Here is a 22,688-nt window from a genome sequence, read left to right as displayed (position 1 = left end):
TTCACATTGAAAAAACTATTTGGCGCCCTTTTTTTTCTTTTGGTTGTGCTTTCCTGTCAGGATGATACCGATCCTCTTGATCCTATATTTGATCGGGAATGGATATTTTCCGGATATCAGAGTAGTTCGGTTCCTAATCCAACTTTTTATCCCATTTCGGATTCCCTATACACCTATCGATTCAAATCCAATGGAGACTTTACCAAGTTTATTGGAAACTATGAATTGAATGGCAGCTTTCAGATAATAGAAGATCAAGTTAATCAAAGAGAGTATTTGACCTTGGAATATGATCAACAATCCTATCAATTGCATCGGGATGCAGATGGTTTTGGTTTGATTCATTCCTGCGAGGCTGGTTCAGAAACTTTATTTTTCGAAGATCCTGAAACACTCATCGGTTCTTGGAGCGCCTGCGATGGCCCGGTTTTATTTTTCATCAGAAAATAAACATGACTTAAGAAGCTGTTTCCTAGAATGAAGCAGCTTTTTTAATTTGCTGCATGACTGAGTTTTTCCAGAAAAAATTACGTTTACCCGCTTTTTCAAATGGCTATCATTTGATCACAGAGTTGGTGGAGGAAGCTATTCCTGATATCAGGGAAATTCAAACTGGCTTTTTGCAGGTTTTTATCCAACATACATCAGCAGCTCTGACGATCAATGAAAATGCTGATCCAACTGTAAGAAAAGACTTCCAAACCTTTGTAAATGAGTTGATTCCGGAAAATTATCCACGCTTTATCCACACGTATGAAGGGCCGGATGATATGCCTGCGCACATTAAAGCCAGTTTTTTTGATTCTAGCCTTCAAATTCCCATTTCCGGTGGAAAACTTGCATTAGGGATTTGGCAAGGCATTTACTTGTGTGAATTTCGGCGTCATGCATCTCCTAGAAGTCTGATTTTGACCGCTTTTGGGACTGTTGATAAATGAAATAATACCATTCATAAAATTGTCAACTCGACTGGCAGGCACAAGTGTACTTTTGTGCTGTCAACTAGCCTATGAGATTTCTATTAAGCCTATTATTCCTGGGAAATGTCTTGCTGTTTGCCTCCCAGCAGGAAGCCTTTTCTCAACAAGTCAATGCTTTTGCTTTTAAAGTAAAGGAACCCATTGTCCTTGATGGAGTCTTGGATGAGGAAATCTGGACTTCAGAAGAAGGTTGGAACATTAATTTCACCCAATATTTCCCTTACGATACCTCTGCTGCGGCAGCACAAAGCCGGGTCAAAATCGCATTCGACGAGAACAACCTCTACCTCGCTGCTGTGATGGAAAACAATGGTCCTCGGGAATATGTGTCGACCTCGCTGAGACGCGATTACCGTGGAGAGCAAAATGACGGGATAAGCTTTGTTTTCGATACGTTTAATGACAAAACCAACGCCTTTCAGTTTGGTATAAATCCATATGGTGTTCAGCGTGAAGCGCTTTTGGCAAATGGGGGCTCAAGATCTGAAGACCTCAATTTGGCTTGGGATAATAAATGGTTTGCCAGAGCATCGATTCATGAAAACCATTGGCAGATAGAGGCGATTATTCCACTATCCACCCTACGTTTCAAGGATGGTGCACAAAACTGGAATGTCAATTTTTACCGAATAGATAGCCATTTGGGAGAGCGTAGTACCTGGGCTCCAATTCCCCGAAACTTCCCGATTATTTCTACTGCTTTTAGCCGAAAACTTATTTTCGAAGAACCGCTGAAGAAAAATTCAGCCAATATTTCTATCATTCCCTACACCGCTGCAAGGACTTCCAAGAACTTTTTGGAAGGAACATCCGAAAACCTGACTCCTGCCATTGGTGGAGATGCAAAGGTTGGAATCGGGCCAGCTTTGAATTTGGATTTGACCTTCAATCCGGATTTTTCCCAAGTGGAAGTCGATCAGCAGGTTACTAACTTGGATCGATTTGAGATTTTCTTTCCCGAAAGAAGACAGTTTTTCCTTGAAAACGGAGATCTCTTTGCCAGCTTTGGTCATCCCTTAGCCCGACCTTTCTTTTCAAGAAGAATCGGGGTTGATCGAGATGAAGCAACTGGGCAAAATGTCCAAAATAAAATCATTTATGGAGCTCGACTTTCTGGAAAAGTAACCGATGACTGGCGAGTGGGCTTGATGAATATGCAGACAGCTTCAGATGAAGAGCGAGGGATTGTGGGAAAGAACTTTAGCGTGATGGCTGTTCAGAAAAAAGTCTTTTCCCGCTCTAACGTCGGTTTGATTTTCGTGGATCGAGAATCCTTGGCTGTAGATGAATTTCAAAGTCTTTTTGATCCAACCGCATATAACCGAATGCTGGGAGTGGAATACAATTTAGCTTCTGAAGACAATCGATGGACAGGCAAGGCCTTGTATCACCGAACTTTTGAAAATACGGAAAAAGAATCTCCACGTACGCTTAATGCTTACCTTCTGTATAGTGATTTGCATTGGAGATGGAGTATCAGTTACCTGGATATTGGTGCCGGATATAATCCTGAAGTCGGCTTTGTTCCACGGGTCGATTACAAGCGATTCAATCCGGATTTGGGCTATAGCTTTTTTCCAAAATCCAATTTCATCAATAATCATGGCCCTCGTTTAGAGTATGAATTGCGATGGAATGAAACTCTAGGTACGACTGACCGTGATGTAGGCTTTCAATATCAAGTCCGATTTCAATCGCTTGCCCAATTAACTGTTGGCTATAAGAATAGCTACATCTACTTATTCGATGATTTTGATCCAACACGCACTGGAGGCGAACCGCTTTTGGCAGGCACGGATTATACCACAGATCGATTTGGGTTTGAATTTCGCAGTAATCCTAGAAAGTCGTTTAATGTAAGGTTGGAAGGAGAAGCGGGTGAATATTTCACAGGCGATATTGCTTCTTTGCGAAGTGAGGTGGCTTGGCGAATTGGGTACATCGCTAATATTGGAATGAATTTCAGCTATAATCGAATCCGACTTCCCGAACCTCAAAACGATGCCGATTTGCTCTTGGTGGGACCACGGATTGATTTGACCTTTACCAAATCCCTATTCTGGACTACATTTATTCAGTACAATAATCAGATCGAAAATATCAACATCAATACCCGAGTACAGTGGCGATTTGCTCCGGTTTCGGATTTCTTCTTAGTTTATACTGACAATTATTTCCCAGAAACCTTCTTACCGAAGCAACGCTCGTTGGTGCTGAAGCTGAATTATTGGTTGAATATTTAATTAGGGAATGGGCTTACTAAAAAGTCCTTCCATTTTTCGTAGGATTCGGCCTTTTATGTATCCTTTCCAAATTTGATCGATATTTCCGGAAGGGTCGATAAGAATATAGGTAGGAAAGATCTCAATTTGATAGAGTTTGGTCACGTATCCTGTTTCATCCCAAAGGTCAGTCCAGGTAATTTGCTCCTTGTGTTTTTTGGAAGAATTGAGCCAGACTTCTTTTCTTTTGTCATTCCAAATACTGATTATTTCTAATTCTTCCCCGAATTCCTCATGGATTCCCCTTATTTCTGGAAGTGCTTCTAAACAAGGTTTGCAGCCAGAAAATGAAAATTCTAAAAGCCGATATTTTCCCTTAAAATCATCTAGAGAAAACTTATTTCCGGCTCTGCTTTCAAGCGTAAAATTCTGACTTATTTCACCTTCTTTGGCGCCGAAATCCGCTTCATCTAAAGATAAATCAGCAATAAATCGTTTATAGGAATTGAGTTGCTTGAGTTCATCAGAAATTTTAGGAATAGTCTCTTGGAGCTCTTCCTTTGTAAAGGAGTTGGCTTGAGAAATCAACCAATTCAACCCCACTTCTTTATCTAGGTTTTCGACGATTAGGGATTTTTGTATCTCTCCTTCTGATTGGGAAATTTGGTTAGAAATTGTCGTATAGGGATGTTCAGGCTCTATTCTGAGTGTGGATAAGTCATCTATTTTTCCTTGAATTTGATAGGTTCCTTCACCAATCCAAAAAGACTTTCTACTCAGAATTTTCCCATTGTTTTTCAAATGATAAAATGAAATCTCTGTCGGTCGCTCAAGTTCCGCTTCCAGTTGTCCTGAAACAGCCTCTGTGCTTTGATAGGTTTTGTTTGCAAAAGATGTTTGAATAAAATCCTTTCCGCTAAGATTTCCCTCTAGTTCAATGATGACTTTGCTTGTTTGGGCTAAAAGAGAAAAGGATAAAAAAAGATAAAGAATAAGGAATTGGGATATTCTTTTCATAATCAGGCGTTTTCTTCTAACACGAAATTCGAAAACTAAGGTTTGATTACTTGATTGAAAGCTTCCCGAAGAAAGTGTATTTATTTTCTAATTGTAATTCTATAAGAGTTTCGAATCTCAATTTTTCTTTGCCTCTATTCTTACCCTTTCCCCCGTCATCAGGATTCTGCGATAGCCGTTTTGGGTATCGGCGCTAACTTCTTTTCCAAGCACCTTCACTTGAGTATAGTTTTCCGGTATTTCAATGGATAATCCCCATTTCTTTTCACTTTGCTCAACTTCAAGGATCAATTCATCTCCTGATTTCTGATAAATAAGTGAGATTTCATTTTCACCAATCTGTACTTTTTCTATTGAGGCATTTTCCCAAGCACTTGGCATCTGGGGACGGATATAAATCACTTTGTTTCCTGCATCGGGTGTGATTCCAAAAAATTGAGTGACAATAGGAACCGCAAAGCTATATAGGTTCCAAGCTTGGGTAAACATCCCATAATCAGGAGAAACCTCGTAAATGGACCCCGGCAGGGCAAATCCAAAACTTCGGGTCATTCGTTTCAAATAGTCTAGGGCTGCATCAGGATTTCCATAGTTGTTTTCGCCAATTGCAGAAACTCCTGTCGGCAAGGTCATTACAGCTCCGGTGTAAGAGAAAACCTTACTTCCTGAAAAAGAACCATCCTCATTTTCCGCGCTTTCGTCACGATCAATTCCTGTCACAAAAACTCCAAATGGATTGGTGTACTTTCTTCCGGTTTCTAATGCAATTTTTGCCTTTTCGGGATCTGCCACTCCCACTTCCATAGGTGTATTCACCACCCAATTGTGGTATATGACAAATCCCTGTTTTTGATCTTTTGGCAGTGTGGATAACTTCTCTTTAGTGGCTTTTAACTCTTCTACAGCCCAAGGTTTATTTAGTGTATCGGCCCGGATTATGGCCCCATCAATCAGGTGTAAAGCTTCCTCAGCTGTTCCAATAAAATCAGCATAACTTCCGAACTCCGGTACCCAGAACTCCTTATTGATTTTTTCAGCCAAGGCATCGGCCGTATGTTGATAACTTTCGGCAAGATCCGATTTCCCTAAGATTTCGGCCATTTTTGATGCATCCTTGAAGGCTTTATAGCTGTATGAAGCAACATCAATCATTTCAGATTCCAAGCCGTGGATTTCCATCATTCCATATCCATCTGCTAAAAGATTCCCATCAGCATCATTTTCTTCTAGCAACCAGTTCAAACCTTTTTCCACAGAAGGGAAATATTTCTCTAAAAACTCTCGATCCCCAGTCCATCGATACACTTCCCAAATCGTGGAAGCCCACTGTGGCGTTTCGTTGATATTTCCGGGGTTGAAGACCACTCCATTGGTCGAGGCTTCATGGATAATTCTGCCGTTTCCATTTGTCTTCTCTGAAAGATTGTGGATAAGCTCAATGGTACTATAAACCAACTCTTTTCTTCCCGTTGCGAGTAAACCCTGAATGGTGTATTCACTATCTACTCCAAAAAACCATGGGTAATCCTGCAAGCCGGCACCAAATCCCCTCCCCAACCCAGGGATATCTCTAACTAGCCAATCGATGTTGTATTTAACCCACTCATAGGCTTTTTGAAGCTCTTGATCAGGAATTTGGATTTGGGATTTTTCATAAATCTCTTCATAGCGGGCTTTTTTTGCATTCCAATCACTCTCAAGATTTTCCCGTATTTCTGCAAAGTTTTCCAATGCATTTAGTTCGCTTTCAGTAGACCCTGCAATAAATATTGGGAATATAAATTCATAATCTGCAGGTAGGGAAATTTGAGTAGAAAAGGAAGAATTGAGGCCCTGTCCTTTTGATTCTATAGGACAGGAAATGTTTGTTGGAGAAAGCGTAATTCCTGATTCACTTCCCCATACGACATACCATTCATTTCCAGAATCCTTTCCTAAGAAAGTCCCGGTTAATTCATTAAAGCTCACTTGATCTGCTGTATCGATCATTCCGCTTTGTTCTCCGAGCCAGACCGGTCTTAAGTCTACTTTTGCATTCCAGGAAAATTCAAAATTTATTGGACTCGTTGCTCTGTTTTGAAATCGATATAGCATAACCATTCCCTCTTTTCCATCAGGAACAAAATGCAATCGATCTACAGAAAGCTCTTCCGTGATTTTTCCATATTCAATCCCATTTGCAAAAGGATAATTTGTAAAGGAGTTGCCCTCTAATAAGCAAATTGAGTTTTCCTCATGTTTTATTTGTGCATTAAATCCATCGAGCAATTTAATTGGATGCAACCAAATACCACCCATTTCTCCTTCCACGTGCCAACCTAAGTCAGGAAATGTTCCGTTTTGGTTTCCGATTAAATAAAGCCGATCTCCTGCGGCGGTAAATGGTGAATTCAAATAGTTTGCAGAACCTTTTAATCCTTCAAGAGATGGAATATCCTCATACATAAAAGAGTATGGGTTACTTTCTTTTTGGCAGGATTGAAAAATCAGCCCTAAGGCTATTGGGATTAAAAGGGATCTTTTCATTAAGAGTAAAGTTGAATGATTCCAAAAGTTAAAAAATAAGCGCTTTTTAAAATTCAAAATTTTCAAAACACTTCAATTAGACAGTCTGTTCACCCGATATGAAGCAAAAACGGATCATAGTTTGGTTTCGCAATGACCTGAGATTAAGGGATAATGAGACCTTATTCAAAGCGATTCAAAAAGGGGAAGAAATCGTTCCTGTGTATTGCTTTGATCCTCGTCATTTTGAAAAAACGGATTTAGGGTTTCAGAAGACGGGTAAGCACCGAGCCAAATTTCTTTTAGAATCCGTCCTTGACCTTCGGAAGAATTTGCAAAAGTTTAATGCGGATTTAGTCATTTTGAGGGGAAAGCCAGAAGAGGAATTGGTTACTCTTGCTGACCGGATTCAGGCTGATGCCATCTATTTTTCTCAGGAAGTGACTTCTGAAGAGCGAAATGTGGAAAAGTCGCTTGAAAAAGCTGCATGGGCTAAAGGGATTGTTACCGAAAGCTTTTGGCAAACCACCTTATATCATATAGATGATTTGCCTTTTCCGATCAATCAAACTCCGGAGGTGTTTACACAATTTCGAAAATCTGTAGAAAAGCTGTCTTCAATTAGAGAGACTTATCCACAAGTAGAGAAAATATCCTTCCCGGGTAAAGAAATAATTCCACAGGCAGGAGTGATGCCTGCTTTAAAAACTTTTGGATTGGAGGAGCCTGAGTCTGAGCCAGGCGCGGTGATGGCGTTTGAAGGTGGAGAGAGTGCCGGACTCAGGCGAATCCATTCCTATATCTGGGAAAAGGATCTATTGAAAGTTTACAAAGAGACCCGGAATGGGTTGATTGGAGGTGATTATAGCTCAAAGTTTTCCGCTTGGTTGGCTTTAGGCTGTATCTCACCACGAACGATCTATGAAGAGGTCAAACGATACGAGCGAGAGCGAAAGAAAAATCAAAGTACCTATTGGTTGGTTTTTGAACTGGTTTGGCGGGATTATTTCCGATTTATCAGTAAAAAACACGGAAACAAAGTTTTCCACATTGGTGGCATCAAAAATCTAAAGGACTCCTGGAGAAGGGATAATGCTGTTTTTCAGCGTTGGTGTGAGGGGCAGACAGGAGTTCCTTTTGTTGATGCCAATATGCGGGAGCTTAAAAACACTGGCTTTATGTCCAATCGTGGCCGTCAGAATGTCGCGAGCTTTTTGGTTAACGATCTTGGAATTGATTGGACTTGGGGAGCAAGTTATTTCGAGAGCGTATTAATAGATTATGATGTTTGCTCTAATTGGGGAAATTGGATGTATGTAGGTGGTGTAGGAAATGATCCTCGGGAAAACCGCTATTTCAATATTCTGCGACAGGCCAAAAATTACGACCGAAATGGCGATTATGTCCGATTGTGGATTCCTGAATTAGCAGCTTTAAAAGGTTTTGATATTCATCAGCCTTGGGACTTATCCACAGGCGAATTGCAAAAAGCTGGGATCAGAATAGGAGGAACTTATCCACATCCATTAGTAGAATTACAGCCTGCCTTTTGATTTTTATATTGTGGATAAATCAGTTTGCCTTGCTTCTTTTTTGTTTGATTTTTTCTCTAAATGTTGGGTTGGGTTTCCAAAAGAGAAAGTACTCAAAGGCAAACCAAAATCCGATATAGAATAACAGTATTAAATAGGATTCTGGTTTTTGAAGAAAACTCCAATCAAAGCCTATCTTCAATCTATAATTGCCTAAGGTTACAATCCAATTGACCAGAGCAGCCAAGACCGTCCAAAGCCAAAAAACTTTTAGGAAAAGTGTGAAATCAGGAAATCTGTTTTTATTCATTTTTAGCTTACTCGTCTTCTAAACTAATAATCTAATTTTAATTCTCCCCAATCAGGTTTCAACATTTTTTTCCTTTTCAATTCAATCTGATATAAATAATCACCTAATTCAGCAAAAAAGGGTAAGCCGATTTCTTCGGTTTCATAGGTATCATCATTTAGAGTCTGGTTCTTATTTGTGTAAATGATCGCAGAGACAAAGAACTCCACTCCATTTTCATAATCCACAAAATAGCTTCCATCAATCAAGTGACCATAAGCCCATCCTGTTTTATTAAAAATGCGGAATCGGTCGGGAATGGGACTTTTATCGGTTCCAAATTTGAAAAACTTGGAATAGCTATCGTAGTAATCCGGGCCATCATATTTAGGAAAATTCGATTCGCCGGGGAGCATGCTCATGTATTTAAGAATAAAGTTTCGATGTTCTTCATTCAACTGAAATCGTTCATTTTCTAAAAAGGAATGTGGAAAAATGATTCGTTGAATTACCCCATGTAAATCAGACAAAGCAAACTTGTTTTTATAGGTAAACTCCATGCCTTTCTCGATTAAGGAATCTCCGGAATAATAAGCTTTGCCGATGATAGGTCGTTCGGAATTAGAATAGATGGTTTTGGTTTCTCTTTCAGGGATTTCAAGAATTGTTTCTCCTGACTTATCCACAAATCGAATCGGATTGAAGAATCGGTTTTCTATTTCATTAGCCGGATAGCTTAACCTATGATTAATGACAGTTTGCTTAAGTCCTTTTTCGGCCAACTTTTGATTGATGTAATCTTGACCGAGCAATTCATAGAGACGATTATAGGCGTCATTATCTGAGACCAACAGAATCTTTTTTATGTAATGGGCGATGTTAGGTAAAGAATCTTGTGAGGAGTTATCCACATAGGCCGGCCTTTGAGAGGGTCTTACCGAATCAGTTAACATGGGAGTATCCATGTTTAAGTTATCCACATTTTGCTCTTCCAACCACTCCAAAGCAAGAATAGCTACCGGCAATTTTACCGTAGAAGCTGGATAGAAATAACGTTCATCATCCAAATTGAAGGAAAAGGTTTCCATCATCGGATTCATGTGCTCATTCCTGTCAATTCGAGTGAATAGGATTTGCACTTGATAGATGTCAGTACTGTCTAGAACTCGCTTAAGAATGGGGTAAGAATCTAGTCCATCTTTAAAAGGGATGGGCTCCTTGGGAGCGCAAGAAAAAATAAGCAGGCCTAAGGCTAGTAGCAGAATGGGAAGTCGCATAATGTTATGATACTAGATTTTCTAAAATATCAGCTAGATATTCAATATCTTCTTTTTCGTGAAAAGCCGAAAGAACAATCCTGTTTACTTTTGGACTAGTTGAATGTGGATAAGGGAAGCTAGAAGTGATAATGCCTGATTTTTCAAACTCTTCTACCCAACCATCCTCGCTATATCTAAAAATAGGAAAATCAGGAAATCCGGTTATCTGAGAAAGAAAGGCTGTCCGCTCATAAAAATAGTGGGTATTTTGGCTCAATTGTTCTTTTGCGACTTCATACACGTGTTGCATTTCCAAGAATGTCTGGAGATGAGCAGGAGAACCTGGTGATGCTCCTGCAAAGAGCGGCGTGGATTTTATTTTCTCTATCTGTTGGCGATTACTCAATACAATTCCTGCAGGCAAGCCAAGCCCTTTTCCTAGAGAACCGGACACAAGCAAATGAATGGATTCATCCGCCCATTTGGAAAAGGTTCCGAAGATTCCATTACCGACTATTCCAAAGGCATGTGAATCGTCAATCAGTAAGTATACTTCGTGTTTTTTTGCGATTTCAGCAACCCAAGAATAATCGTGAATTTCCACTTGCAAAGCATTGACCGCATTCCCAATTATCAGAATTTTTTGGGGCAAAAGTCTTTCAGAATCCTCTAAACAATGATTTTTCCATTGTTTAAAATTTAATTGATTACTAGGATTATAGCCGTCAGGAATAATTGCCGGGTGAGCATCCGGAGCTATCCAGACTTCTTGAGTCAAATCAGTTAAGCTTTTCCAAGCTGCAATTCCTGCTAGATAACCTGAACTGAAAAGGGCGGCATTTGAAGCACCAGCTTTCTTTGCAAAAAATTCTTCGAATTCATCAAAGACACTGAGTTGTATGTTATTCTTTCGGCTCTGTCCAAAATTGGAACCGTACTCGAATATATTATTGGCCAGGATGTCCAAGAAATCCATGTCTTGAGCAATTCCTAAATAGGAAGTGCCGCTGAAATAGAGGTAATCTCTTCCCTCTATCTCAATCATTCGACCTATTCCGCTATGTAAGTAGTGCTTTTTCAAACAGGCCTATTTGGCAAAAATCTGAGATTCGTCCTGGAAGGATTTGAATTCCAAAGCATTTCCGCAAGGATCCAAAAAGAACATGGTAGCCTGCTCGCCAACTTCCCCTTTAAATCGAATGTAGGGCTCGATTACAAACTCAATTCCATGTGTCTTGAGTTTATCAGCCAATTCATGCCATTCATCCCAAGGTAAAATTACCCCAAAGTGACGGACTGGCACATTTTTACCATCTACAGCATTGGTCTTGGCTTGCGCTAATTCTTCCGGTTTGATATGTGCGGAAAGTTGATGCCCAAAGAAATTGAAATCAATCCATTTATCGGTACTTCTTCCAATATCGCAACCCAATAGATCGCCATAGAATTTTCTCGTTTCTTCAATATCCCGAATAGGGAAAGCCAGGTGGAAAGGTTTAAATTGACTCATATTGTGTACATTCGTTTGATAATTTTCATCCTAAAGATATGGCAAAAAAGCAGAAAGTTTCATTGGTTTTAAGTAGCGGTGGAGCTCGAGGATTAGCCCATGTCGGAGTCATTGAGGAATTGGAAGAGCGGGGCTATGAGATCGCTGAAATCGCAGGTTGTTCGGCAGGGGCCTTGGTCGGTGGCATGTATGCAGCCGGCAAAATGTCGGAGTTCAAAAATTGGATTTGTAATCTGGACCGGATTGATGTCTTTTCCTTGATGGATTTCACTTTTTCAAGTAAGGGATTTATAAAGGGAGAGAAAGTTTTTTCAGCTTTAAAAAAGGTGGTTAAGGATTGTCAGATTGAAGATTTAAATATCCCATTTTCCTGCAATGCAGTTGATGTTCATAATGGAAAAGAGGTGGTGTTTACCGAGGGAAGTTTGTTGGCCGCCATTCGAGCTTCAGGAAGTATTCCTTCTGTGATTATCCCTGCTAAGCACGGGAAACAGCAGTTAATCGATGGAGGAGTTTTGAATCCCATTCCTATTTCCCTTCTCAAAAAAGAGGAAGAAAATCTAATGGTTGTGGTTGATGTGAATGGCTTGGATCAGGATTTTGTTTCTCCGCCGAAAAAGGACTCAGAGGGTAATCGCTTCATTTCCCTTCCCAAATGGCTAGCGGAGTACAGAGATAAAATGAAGCAGTATTTTCCAGATGACAAGGAGGAGGAAAAACAGACCTCGTTTTCTGCTTTTGATTTGGTGTCCCGCTCATTCGATTTGCTTCAGGATCGCTATTGTGAAATGATTATCGCGCAAAACAATGTGGATGTACTCGTCAAGGTCGCTCGAAAGCAAGCAGGAACCTTGGAATTTCACCGATCTGCAGAAATGATCGAAGTGGGTCGAATAAAAGCAAAAGAAGCCTTAGATAAATTGGAAAATGGAAATAGCTGATCTGAATCGCCTGCTGGGAAATGTGGATATCTACCTGCTCGATCAAATTCTCAAGGGTAGGTTTTCCAAAGAAATGCGGATTTTGGATGCAGGATGTGGTGAAGGACGCAACACGGTTTACTTTATTAATCAAGGCTATCAGGTTTTTGGAATTGACCCGAATGATATCGCGATTCAGTATTGTCGTTACCAAGCCAAAAGCCTAAATCCTAGCTATGATATTTATCGATTTCAGCTAGGAAGACTGGAAGAGATTCCTTTTCATCAAGGAGCTTTTGATGCGGTGATTTGTTCTGCTGTGCTCCATTTTGCCTCTAGTGTGGATAACTTTTGGCAAATGATTTCAGAAATCCATCGGGTCTTAAAACCTGGCGGAATATTTTGGTTTAGGATGTGTACTGGTTTTGGAGGCATATTAGAACAATCCGAATCCCTTGGTGATGGCAGATTTTTGCTACCTGATGGAACTGAGCGATTTGTCTTAACTCGGGAGCTACTGCATGAAATCGAAAGCCTTGGGTTTCGATTCATAGAAGTTCCCAAAACTGTTTTGGTCTTAGATCAACGGGAAATGGGGATTTTTCTTCTGGAAAAAATATAAATACAATTTAATTGTAAACAATTACAAAATGACTTTACAGTATGCTCTTGAGCTTGTCGGAACCTTTGTTTTCGCTATTTCGGGTGCTTTGGCAATTCGGGAAAGAGAGCATGATTTATTTGGGGCAGGTTTTACGGGTTTCATCACCGCTATCGGTGGAGGAACCTTGAGAGATATTTTGTTGGATTCGTATCCGCTCGTTTGGATTGGCGATATTTATTTCTTGTATGCTATTCTATTGGGTGTATTGGCAGCTTTTATTTTTCCGAATTTTTTAAGCCAATTGCGCAAGACCTTTTTCCTTTTTGATACCCTTGGGATTGGATTTTTCACAGTATTGGGGGTGGAAAAGGCTTTGAGCTTGGGTGTTCGCCCTGAGATTGCCGCTATTATGGGTATGTTTTCGGCAGTGATGGGTGGCGTCATTCGAGACACCCTGACCAATGAAATCCCGATTTTATTCCGTAAGGAAATATATGCCTCTGCTTGCCTTGCCGGAGCGATTTTATATTTGTTGCTGAATTATCTGGGTTTAGACCGGGACTTGAATCTTTTGATATCCATGTCTATGGTGATTTCCATTCGCTTGGTTGCCGTAAAGTATAAGCTGAGTTTGCCACGATTGGATTGAATTTAGCACTCGCAACGGCGCAACGGCGCGACGAAAAATTCTCCCGCAAACAAGGTAAGAGTTTTCTCAATCTTTCAAAAAGAGCCTAATTATAGAATCCGAGCTAATCTGCGAATTTTTCTGCGTCGATCAGTGGGAGAAAAATGTTAAGTGAAGAGAGAGTTTTAAACTTATCCTATGTGCCTATATTGTTCACTTCTATTTTTAAACCACATAGAATCATAGCGCACATAGCTTTTATCGGATATAGTTTCCCCGCAGATTTTCACAGATTTGTGGCGCGGATGCTCACTGATTTTTTTGATAAAAAGCATAGCTAGAGAACCTGGATCCGCATTAATCAGCGTCTTTTTCTGTGTAGTTCAGCGGGAAAATTTTCTCCCTTAATATTTCGAATCTTAAACCTTTGCTACTTTGCGGCTCTGCGGGAGGCCTTATTCAGAAATACTCGGCTTCACCCGCACAAAAGCCACTTCATCGTCAATATTCAGGAATTTCCACAACCTACCATCGAGATAAAATGCAGGTTCGAAAAAGTTGAATCGTTCGGGTAAAAGCGTTTCACCAACTTGATTAATCTCTGAATCAAAGGCGGTAAGGATATTCTTATAAATAATAGTGTCTCCCGCAGTCATCCGATCCATTTCGCGATGAACTCTCCAAAATGTATCTTGGTCAGGTGCGTGGATCAATAGGCCAAAACTAACCTCCTTGTTTTTTTCCTTCATTGCTTCTCTAAATTCTTCTGGAGAACTCGCCTGCATGGGAAAATTTCCTTTTTTGCTATTTGAACTCAACTGGCTTTCATAATTTCGACTTATTAAGCTGTCTAGCTCCAAATTCCATTCCCATAATTCATTTTTGCAGAGGTCGTGATTAGGATTCTATCGTCTATTATTCGGACACGATTTTGCTCCGGAGCCTTTGCCATTCCTCCTCCATTCATCTCTAGACTGATTTCATAGGCCGAGGTGAATTGTAAAAAATCAGATGGAAATAAGCGTAGCGATTGATCGCTTAGGTTGAATTGGGCAATCCCTAAATTTTTGCTGTCAAAAAAACCTTCTGTGCCATAGAATCCATAGAATGTTTTCCCGTCTTGAGTGTCCAAGCTAGACACATTGATTTCTTCGCCATCTCCCAATTCATCTCCTTGCCAATTGATTTCATTTAGTTTGTAGGTGGCAATTTTTTCACCGGACTTAGCGACATGATGGATTCCATTGAAATCAAAAAACAGCACACTTTCATCAGGCAGCACTTGGACACGCATAATAAATCCCCCTCCGATGCCATTGGGTCCTTCTTTTTCGTATTGTTTTACTTCTTTCAGCTTTAGATTTTCCAGATTAATGATCTCCATCTTAAAGTCCTGATTATTGAAGTTGTATAGGAGCTTTCTACTTTCATCCACATCAGACATCCCCAGACCGTATTGGACAAAAAAGAAATGGTCTCCTGCATCGACCATCACGGTGTCGATTTCGAAGGAGATTTCTAGATTTTGATTGGATCCTGTTCTTTCAGGATCCCCTCCGCAGGAAATCAGGGCAAGAATTAAAAAGTAAATGGGTAGGTTTTTCATGATAGTTGGTTTAAATAATTAAAACTTAAAATCAAAGACAGCAAAACCCAACTCATCATCTACATTGACATAGGACCAGAGTTTGCCGTCTTTGAAGAAGGGATTGCTTGGAGTTTGGTCTAGTTGTGGAATTTCTGTTTCACCCAAAAAATTTAGGTTTTCATCAAAAGCGAAAAGAAATACCTGAGCCTTTCTTGGGGCCTCTGGGTCTTCTCTTGGTTCGTAAATTCTGCCAAAACGAAAAAATCGTTTGGTTTTTTCATCATAAAGCAATTTTTCGAAACCGATTTGGGTTGTTGCTTTTTCCATTTCTGACCTAAATTCCTCCATAGACGACACTTCTTTCCTAATTGGAATTTCTTTTTGATTCGGTACTAGCGAAAAATCATATTCAAATAACTCCAAGGAATCCTGGCCTGATTCAAATCGATAAATGCTGTTAGTTGTAGCACCTGAGATAAAAAACTTGCCATTAATTTCCTGAAAGGCTATTTCTTCTCTATAAATGCTCATGCCGTCACCAGACTGAATGAGAATTTGGTATTCACCAACTATATCAAAAGCCGGAATGGGAAGTACAGCGCCTTTTTTGGTTTCAAGGTTGATTTTCGCCAACTGTGTAGTTCCTTCCATAAAGTCACTTGGAAGTGAATAGGCCCACTTTCTATCACGAGATAGACGGATGGAACTTGTGATATTGAATCTCTCATTTTCTCCTAGTCCCTCGATATCGATCTCTTCAGGCTTGAGGGTTAAGTCGAGTACCTTTTTGCCTTGTTTGTTAAAAATACCTGTGGATTGAAAATTAGAAAAAAGGAACTCTTCACCAGGCATGTATCGTGAAGTAGTAATATAGTTGGACCCTATTCCATTCGGACCTTCTTTTTCAAAAGGTATTTGCTCTTCCAAGACCAATTCATCCAGGTTGATTTTATTGATTTGAGTGGTCGCTTCATCAAATAGATAGAAATAGGTCTTGGTTTCATCTAGTGAACTTCCCCTTACGCCACGGGAAAGATTGATGATCTCTTCTCCAGGGTCCACAACCACGGTATCTACTGAAAAGGAGAAGTTTTCAAAAATATTGTTATTGCTTGAGTCCATGGACTCATGTTCTCCGCTGCAGGAAAAGGCCAAAGCGGCAAGGAGTATAGGAAAAAGATAATTTTTCATAAATGGGGATTAAAAGTTTAAAGTCATGATTACAAATCCTGGGTCTTCTTCCACAGGGAGGTAATTGTAGATTTTACCATCGTAGAAAAAGCTTTGGTAGAAGAAATTATTGAGTTGATCGATTTTGGTTTCTCCGAGGAGATTGAAATTTTCATCGTATGAAAAGAGATACCAATCTGCCTTCCGAGGTTCTCCCGACTCTAAAAATCCATTTTGTTTGACGGCAAAACGGAAATATTGCTGCCGGCTTTCATCCCAGAGAAAGCCCATGAAAGAGACCTGCGAACGAATTTCTTGAGCGATTTCCATCAATTCCTCTCGCGTTCCAGCCTCGCTTGGGAAGTCGCCGCTTTTTTGATTAGGCACCAGTTTATGGTCAAATTCGATCAATTTCAATTCCTTACTTTTCCAGTCATATACATAGATGTCGGCTGTACTGCCAGAATATATGACAAGCTGATTGCGAACTTCCTGAATAATCACATTATCTCCCATGGTTGTTGTCCCACCACCTTGGGAAAAGGAGGACCTGAATTTCTTGGTGATTTCCAATCCTGGAAGGGGAAGAATTTGACCCTTTTTGTTTTCAATATCCATCATGACGAGGCCGACGGAAGCATCCCGATATTCTATTGGGCGGGAGATTGCAAACTTTTTATCAGGGCTTACATGGATAAAACCATACAAACTGCTCAATGACTCATCCAATCCATCATATTCTTCTGGTTGGGCTTTGATGTTTAAAACTTTTTCAGTTTGGTCATTGAAAACCGCTTGAATATTATAATTGGCGAGCAGGAATTCCCCTGTGGGTAGAACTTGGAAAAAGTTGATAAAATTCGGGGCTTGATTGGGACCGTCTTTTTCAAAAACAATACGGCGCTCCAGCTTCAGTTCTGGCAAATTGTAGGCATGAACCTCCGTATTCATGCCATCTACAAAATAGATGGTTTTCTCATCCTCACTTAGTCCAAAACCATAATAGGCTGTTGCATTAATTATCTCATCGCCTACGTCTACTCTGACTGTGTCTATGGAGATTTGGAGATTTTTGAGTTGGTTTTCTGTGTAAGCTTGTGAAGAACCTGATTGATTTTCGCCTTCTTGATTGGCATTGCTACAGGCAAAAAGCAGAGAAATAGATAAAAGGGAAATGTACTTTTTCATGTAAAACAGTGAAATTTCCCTCAAAACTAAATCATTGATGCTAAAAGACTAGTGAAATATTGTTAAACTCGTTTAATACCTGTGATTTCTTTAATTCAGCCACCAAATTGAGAAATTGAGTACGCTCGCAAAGCTGACCCAAAGCAAATAAGGAATCATCAGGCCAGAAGCCCAAGGGGAAATCACGCGGAATTTTTTAACACAGAAAATTATCAATACCAATAGAGGTAGAATGATTATAAGACCTAAAAGAGGGGATTCCATTCCAAAGAAAGCAGGAGACCAAATACCATTTAAGGCAAGTTGTACAAAATATAGGGTCAAAAGACTTTTCTTATGGGGATGATCACTTTCCCAAATCAGATAACAGGATATCCCCATTAAAATATAAAGTGTAGTCCAAACAGGACCGAAGAGCCAATTGGGTGGATTGAAGCTTGGTTTGTTAATAGTTTGGTACCAGCTTCCGATGGAGGTAATGGTAAAGTAGGCCCCGGTTCCTCCCACGATTTGTGGAAGTGCCAGGCTGATGATCAATTTGAGCCAATTGGGCATGGCTTAGAGAATTTCTAGTAAAGTTCGGAAGGCAAGAGCTTTGTCCTGATAGCGTTCCAGAGTTTTGGCCCGAAGTGCCGGAGCAAAGTTTTTTTCATAATCTTCCATATGCTTGAGGCTCTCTGTGAAGAACTGTACGGCATAATTGGTGCTTCCATCATCTGCCTCATGAAGAAGGCGGAGGAACTTATGCTCAGAAAAAAGTCCTGTCGCCATGACCTCAGGAATATGCGTTTCCCGCATCCATTGAATAAAATCCGACTCGATTTCAGGGGTTACGTTGATGGTTACATTATATAGAATCATCCTTTTTTTCGATTATTTACTTTCCTTTGTCAACAAATTACGTTTTGCAAAGTTAGGAATCCCGAACTGAAAATATAATTTCCCCAATCCAAGCACTGCCATGCACAAAGTAGTACCCGAGCGAGGTAGCTCCTACCAACTTCGATTAACTATCGCCAAGATTGTCATTTTGGTTCTCCATGTGGTGGGGCTAGTGGGGCTAAGTATTCCGGAGTATCAAGATTGGTTTTTGTCTTTGACGCCGGTTCAGTTGCTGTCCACTTTGGTGATCATTTTGTTATTTCATCGTGGCTGGACAGATGCCTTCCCTATTTTCGCAGCAGCGGCCTTTTGGATTGGTTTTGGAGCGGAATTAATCGGAATTCACACTGGTTACTTATTTGGGGATTATGTCTATGGTCCGACATTAGGGCCTAAACTATGGGAAGTCCCCGTGATTATCGGAGTCAATTGGTTTATCCTTGCTTACTTGACCGGTTCGGTATTTCACAAGGTTCCTAATGATTATTATGCGGCATTTTTGGGAGCTTTTGCCATGACTGCCTTAGATTACATAATGGAGCCTGTAGCAGTGGCTTTGGATTTCTGGTATTGGAAATTTGATATCATTCCAGTGGGGAATTACATCGGATGGTTTGGAGTTTCCTATATCATTCACCTTATTTTCAGGAAAGCGAATTTCGAAAAATACAACCCTGTGGCCTTGTTGTTACTATTGACTTTGGTAGCTTTTTTCACACTTCTGAATTTCACGGTATTGTAATTGCTGAGTAAAATCATGAAATTTTCTTATCACTATTTTAAACAGTCTGGCAGGTTGTTGGATTATAACAAAAGGAAAACTCTATCGAATAGATAAAAGATGTTTGAAGCTATCGGGTTTACATTCTTGGGATTTCTTCTCATGGAACTTGCTGGATGGTTTATTCACAAGTACCTCATGCATGGGCCGTTGTGGGTGATACACAAAACTCACCATCAGCCTTCCAAATCATTTTTTGAATTAAATGATCTGTTTTCATTGGGATTTGGAAGTGTTGCGGTTGTGTTGATTTTCCTTGGAATGGAGAGTTTGGACTATCGCTTCTGGATTGGAGTAGGTATTAGCGTTTATGGCATTTCCTATTTCTTTCTTCATGACGTGTTGGTTCATCGTAGATTAAAATGGTTTGATCGGCCAAAAAATTCTTTTTTGAAAGGGATATTTCGGGCGCATCAGGCACATCACCGGACTAATAAGAAGGAAGATGCAGTTTCATTTGGCCTTTTTATTGTTCCAAAGGAATTCTTTAAAAAGGAAGAAAAGTGAGCAGTTATTCAATTAAGGATTTAGAACAGCTTTCCGGGATTAAAGCCCATACGCTTCGGATTTGGGAGCAACGATACAATTTGTTGAGTCCAAAGCGGACGGATACGAATATTCGGTATTATGATGATGCCGATCTTAAGTTGATTTTGAATGTGGCATTGCTGAATGACAACGGATTCAAGATCAGCAAAATCGCTTCCATGGATGAGCGGGAGATTCGCGAAGAGGTGATGAAGCTTACAGAGCGATCGCTTACACATGATGATCAGATTCATGCTTTGACGCTTTGCATGATAGAAATGGATGAGGAGCGATTTGATAAAATCCTTTCTTCCAACATTCTCAAATTGGGCTTTGAGCAGACCATGCTCAATATTATATACCCATTCATGTCCAAGATTGGAGTTCTATGGCAAACGGGTGCTATTAATCCAGCTCAAGAGCATTTTATCTCCAATTTGGTCAGACAAAAACTCATAGTGGCGATTGATGGTCAGCTGACTAATGGTGGAGGTAAGAAGTTCTTGTTATTCCTTCCAGAAGGTGAGTTGCATGAAATCGCTATCCTTTTTGCGACTTATTTAATAAAGAGCAAAGGGCATAAAGTGATCTATTTGGGACAAAGCACTCCCAATGATGATCTTTTGGCTGTATATAAATTGCATCAGCCGGAATATTTGATGACTGTTGTCACTACCTCACCAAGTGCTGAATACGTGCAGGAATATATAGATGCTTTGGCGGAGCGATTCAAAGATGCCAAGATTTTAATCTCTGGCTATCAGGTGATCGGTCAGGATTTGAAGCTTCCTTCCAATGTCGAACAGCTGAATTACATTCGGGATGTCAAGGATTTATTGGAAGAGATCGAGCGCATTCCTCAGGAAAAGTAATTGGTTGAAGAAATTTAACAAAAACTTAAACAAGAGACAGTTTGAAAAAACTGTCTTTTTTTTGCCGTTTAGCCCTAAAATTCTCCATTCGCCCAGATTTTATAAAGGCTGATTTGATTTTGTTTAACAAAAAAAGAAAATAATTAGACAAAATGTTTTGATTTTGTTTAATGATTACTAGCTTTGGTTAAACAAAATAACTCCACAGCCATGACAACTCTAGAATTCAGTTATTCACTAAACAAATTGTCTAGTACACTGAAGCCATTTGCGCTGAAGTTGACCCGTGATATGGACGATGCTAATGACCTTTTGCAAGATACAATGGTCAAAGCGTTCACTAATCGCGATAAATTTACGGAGGGCACCAACTTGAAGGCTTGGTTGTATACCATTATGAAGAATACCTTCATCACCAACTATCAGCGAATGGTGCGTCGAGGAACTTTTGTTGATACCACAGATAATTTGCATTACATCAACTCCAGTGATTCTCAAATTGAGAATGGAGCGTATGGCAATTTTGCCATGGATGATATCACTCTAGCTATTGAAAATTTGGATGATGTTTATAAAACTCCATTTATGATGCATTTCCGCGGCTTCAAGTATCATGAAATCGCAGATAAGCTTCAGATTCCCATTGGAACTGTCAAAAATAGGATTCATATTGCCAGAAAGCTACTCAAGGAAGAATTGGTAGTGTACAGACACAAAAATTGATCCTATGAATCAGAAACATGTGGTGGTCATCGGTTCGGGTTTTGCCGGATTATCTGCAGCCACCCATCTTGCTACGAGTAAAAGTTGTAAAGTCACCATAGTAGAAAAAAACAGTACCCCCGGTGGACGAGCCCGTAAGTTCGAGCACCAGGGGTTTGTTTTTGACATGGGTCCCAGTTGGTATTGGATGCCAGACGTTTTCGAGGACTATTTTGGAAAATTTGGTAAAAAGCCTTCTGATTTTTATGACTTAATTCGACTTGATCCTTCCTATGCGGTTGTTTATGGGAAAGACCGGGTTCTGGATATCCCGGCCAATTTGGATGAGTTTAAGTCCATGTTGGATAAATTGGAGCCTGGTGCCGGTAATCAACTAGACAAGTTTTTGGCTCAAGCCAAATACAAATATGAGGTAGGGATTCATGATTTGGTGGAAAAACCAAGCCGCTCTTTATTCGAATTTACTTCCCTGGGTTTATTGGTGGACATGATTCGAATGGATATTTTCCAGTCCATGGCAAAACACGTACGGAAGTTTTTTAAATCCGAAGAAATTATCCGCCTGATGGAATTCCCGGTTTTGTTCTTGGGTGAAACAGCCGAAAATATCCCTGCTCTTTATTCTTTGATGAATTATGCAGATATCGCCTTGGGTACTTGGTACCCTAAAAAAGGCATGCACGAAATCATCAAAGGGATGGTTGAGTTGGCAGAAGAAAAGGGAGTAGAAATCCGCTATGATGCGGAAGTGGAGGAGATTGAAATCGAACATGGAGTCGCCAAGCGCGTTCGATTGGTTTCTGGAGAAAAAATCGATGCTGACGTAGTTGTTGCCGGTGCAGACTACCATCATGTGGATAAGCATCTCGTCAATCCGAAATACAGTAATTATTCTGATGATTACTGGGACAAGCGGGTAATGGCTCCTTCCAGTTTATTGTTCTATTTGGGAATTGACAAAAAGCTTAAAAACCTTCGGCACCATAATTTATTCTTTGATGAGCCTTTGGGGCCTCATGCCGATGCGATTTACAAGAACCCTAGATGGCCTGAAAAACCGCTATTTTATGCGTCTGTTCCTTCTGTAACAGATCCAACTGTAGCTCCTGAAGGAAAAGAAAATATGTTCTTGTTGATTCCTTTGGCACCAGATTTAGAGGACGGGGAAGAAATGCGGGAAAAATATTTCAATGTGATTATGGATCGTTTGGAAGAAATTACGGGTCAGGAAATCCGCTCACATATTATCTATAAGCGATCTTATGCGCATTCTGATTTCAAATCTGATTATCACGCATTCAAAGGAAATGCTTACGGATTAGCCAATACTTTGACGCAAACGGCGATTTTGAAGCCTTCTTTAAAAAACAAAAAGGTCAAAAATCTGTATTACACAGGTCAGCTCACTGTCCCCGGACCAGGCGTTCCTCCATCTTTGATTTCTGGGGGAGTTGTGGCAAGAGAAGTGATGAAAGAAAACAATCTGTAAA

23 protein-coding genes are annotated in these 22,688 nt (G+C 40.1%); 12 read left to right on the top strand and 11 right to left on the bottom strand.

Going from position 1 to position 22,688, the window contains the following annotated elements:
- The first annotated feature begins 6 nt into the window (after positions 1–6).
- From NY014_RS10940 to NY014_RS10930, 3 genes are all read left to right on the top strand, one after another.
- A complete protein-coding gene (locus NY014_RS10940) occupies positions 7–450 on the top strand; it encodes a hypothetical protein (protein ID WP_259414625.1) in 444 nt (147 codons plus the stop codon).
- 53 nt (positions 451–503) lie between these two features.
- Positions 504–938 (top strand): secondary thiamine-phosphate synthase enzyme YjbQ, encoded by a 435-nt coding sequence (locus tag NY014_RS10935; RefSeq protein ID WP_259414624.1) that lies wholly within the window; start codon positions 504–506, stop codon positions 936–938.
- Between the two features lie 71 nt (positions 939–1,009).
- The gene (locus tag NY014_RS10930) at positions 1,010–3,223 is read left to right on the top strand and encodes a DUF5916 domain-containing protein (RefSeq protein WP_259414623.1); all 2,214 of its coding nucleotides are present in this window, start codon (positions 1,010–1,012) and stop codon (positions 3,221–3,223) included.
- On the opposite strand, the gene NY014_RS10925 is transcribed toward NY014_RS10930, so the two are convergent.
- On the bottom strand, positions 3,224–4,219 hold the full coding sequence (locus NY014_RS10925; RefSeq protein ID WP_259414622.1) for a peroxiredoxin family protein: 996 nt from the start codon (positions 4,217–4,219) through the stop codon (positions 3,224–3,226).
- 117 nt (positions 4,220–4,336) lie between these two features.
- Positions 4,337–6,745, bottom strand: a complete 2,409-nt coding sequence (locus NY014_RS10920; RefSeq protein ID WP_259414621.1) for an alpha-L-rhamnosidase-related protein — start codon at positions 6,743–6,745, stop codon at positions 4,337–4,339.
- A 98-nt stretch (positions 6,746–6,843) separates the two neighbouring features.
- Here NY014_RS10920 and NY014_RS10915 point away from each other — a divergent pair, with 98 nt between their 5' ends.
- Positions 6,844–8,277, top strand: coding sequence for a DASH family cryptochrome (locus NY014_RS10915; RefSeq protein WP_259414620.1), 1,434 nt, complete (start codon positions 6,844–6,846; stop codon positions 8,275–8,277).
- 312 nt (positions 8,278–8,589) lie between these two features.
- Here NY014_RS10915 and NY014_RS10910 read toward each other — a convergent pair whose 3' ends face one another.
- The 3 genes from NY014_RS10910 to NY014_RS10900 are packed head-to-tail and all read right to left on the bottom strand — an operon-like array spanning position 8,590 to position 11,314.
- Positions 8,590–9,822: a class A beta-lactamase-related serine hydrolase gene (locus tag NY014_RS10910; RefSeq protein ID WP_259414619.1), complete on the bottom strand. Its 1,233-nt coding sequence runs from the start codon at positions 9,820–9,822 to the stop codon at positions 8,590–8,592.
- A 4-nt stretch (positions 9,823–9,826) separates the two neighbouring features.
- Positions 9,827–10,885 carry an aminotransferase class I/II-fold pyridoxal phosphate-dependent enzyme gene (locus NY014_RS10905; RefSeq protein WP_259414618.1) on the bottom strand — a complete coding sequence of 353 codons (1,059 nt, stop codon included), beginning with the start codon at positions 10,883–10,885 and terminating at the stop codon, positions 9,827–9,829.
- Between the two features lie 6 nt (positions 10,886–10,891).
- Entirely contained in the window at positions 10,892–11,314 is a 423-nt protein-coding gene (locus NY014_RS10900) for a VOC family protein (protein WP_259414617.1), read from the bottom strand.
- A gap of 38 nt (positions 11,315–11,352) precedes the next feature.
- Here NY014_RS10900 and NY014_RS10895 point away from each other — a divergent pair, with 38 nt between their 5' ends.
- From NY014_RS10895 to NY014_RS10885, 3 genes are read left to right on the top strand one after another with little or no spacing between them, the layout of a single operon-like run.
- Entirely contained in the window at positions 11,353–12,255 is a 903-nt protein-coding gene (locus NY014_RS10895; protein WP_259414616.1) for a patatin-like phospholipase family protein, read from the top strand.
- A complete protein-coding gene (locus tag NY014_RS10890; protein WP_259414615.1) occupies positions 12,242–12,856 on the top strand; it encodes a class I SAM-dependent methyltransferase in 615 nt (204 codons plus the stop codon). The genes NY014_RS10895 and NY014_RS10890 overlap by 14 nt, the downstream gene beginning before the upstream one ends.
- 28 nt (positions 12,857–12,884) lie before the next feature.
- On the top strand, positions 12,885–13,487 hold the full coding sequence (locus tag NY014_RS10885) for a trimeric intracellular cation channel family protein (RefSeq protein ID WP_259414614.1): 603 nt from the start codon (positions 12,885–12,887) through the stop codon (positions 13,485–13,487).
- A gap of 434 nt (positions 13,488–13,921) precedes the next feature.
- On the opposite strand, the gene NY014_RS16400 is transcribed toward NY014_RS10885, so the two are convergent.
- The 6 genes from NY014_RS16400 to NY014_RS10860 form a co-directional block, all read right to left on the bottom strand.
- The gene (locus NY014_RS16400; RefSeq protein ID WP_354003176.1) at positions 13,922–14,284 is read right to left on the bottom strand and encodes a DUF4221 family protein; all 363 of its coding nucleotides are present in this window, start codon (positions 14,282–14,284) and stop codon (positions 13,922–13,924) included.
- Positions 14,285–14,316: 32 nt separating this feature from the next.
- Positions 14,317–15,072, bottom strand: a complete 756-nt coding sequence (locus tag NY014_RS16395; RefSeq protein ID WP_354003175.1) for a DUF4221 family protein — start codon at positions 15,070–15,072, stop codon at positions 14,317–14,319.
- A gap of 18 nt (positions 15,073–15,090) precedes the next feature.
- Complete coding sequence (locus tag NY014_RS10875) at positions 15,091–16,245, bottom strand: DUF4221 domain-containing protein (RefSeq protein WP_259414613.1); 1,155 nt, start codon at positions 16,243–16,245, stop codon at positions 15,091–15,093.
- Positions 16,246–16,254: 9 nt separating this feature from the next.
- Positions 16,255–17,412: a DUF4221 domain-containing protein gene (locus tag NY014_RS10870; protein WP_259414612.1), complete on the bottom strand. Its 1,158-nt coding sequence runs from the start codon at positions 17,410–17,412 to the stop codon at positions 16,255–16,257.
- A 90-nt stretch (positions 17,413–17,502) separates the two neighbouring features.
- A complete protein-coding gene (locus NY014_RS10865) occupies positions 17,503–17,967 on the bottom strand; it encodes a TspO/MBR family protein (protein ID WP_259414611.1) in 465 nt (154 codons plus the stop codon).
- Between the two features lie 3 nt (positions 17,968–17,970).
- On the bottom strand, positions 17,971–18,273 hold the full coding sequence (locus NY014_RS10860; protein WP_259414610.1) for a DUF4286 family protein: 303 nt from the start codon (positions 18,271–18,273) through the stop codon (positions 17,971–17,973).
- 100 nt (positions 18,274–18,373) lie between these two features.
- Between NY014_RS10860 and NY014_RS10855 the strand changes: the two genes are divergently transcribed.
- The 5 genes from NY014_RS10855 to crtID all read left to right on the top strand — a co-directional run bounded on the left by NY014_RS10855 (position 18,374) and on the right by crtID (position 22,687).
- Positions 18,374–19,036 (top strand): carotenoid biosynthesis protein, encoded by a 663-nt coding sequence (locus NY014_RS10855; RefSeq protein ID WP_259414609.1) that lies wholly within the window; start codon positions 18,374–18,376, stop codon positions 19,034–19,036.
- Positions 19,037–19,135: 99 nt separating this feature from the next.
- On the top strand, positions 19,136–19,582 hold the full coding sequence (locus NY014_RS10850; RefSeq protein WP_259414608.1) for a sterol desaturase family protein: 447 nt from the start codon (positions 19,136–19,138) through the stop codon (positions 19,580–19,582).
- A complete protein-coding gene (locus NY014_RS10845; RefSeq protein ID WP_259414607.1) occupies positions 19,579–20,475 on the top strand; it encodes a MerR family transcriptional regulator in 897 nt (298 codons plus the stop codon). The genes NY014_RS10850 and NY014_RS10845 overlap by 4 nt, the downstream gene beginning before the upstream one ends.
- Positions 20,476–20,685: 210 nt before the next feature.
- Positions 20,686–21,198, top strand: coding sequence for an RNA polymerase sigma factor (locus NY014_RS10840; RefSeq protein ID WP_259414606.1), 513 nt, complete (start codon positions 20,686–20,688; stop codon positions 21,196–21,198).
- A 4-nt stretch (positions 21,199–21,202) separates the two neighbouring features.
- Positions 21,203–22,687, top strand: coding sequence for a bifunctional phytoene desaturase/3,4-desaturase (crtID, locus tag NY014_RS10835; protein ID WP_259414605.1), 1,485 nt, complete (start codon positions 21,203–21,205; stop codon positions 22,685–22,687).
- Position 22,688 lies beyond the last annotated feature (1 nt).

The organism is Algoriphagus limi, assembly GCF_024919275.1.
Classification (GTDB): Bacteria; Bacteroidota; Bacteroidia; order Cytophagales; family Cyclobacteriaceae; genus Algoriphagus; species Algoriphagus limi.
This window is presented reverse-complemented; position numbering and strand designations above follow the sequence as displayed.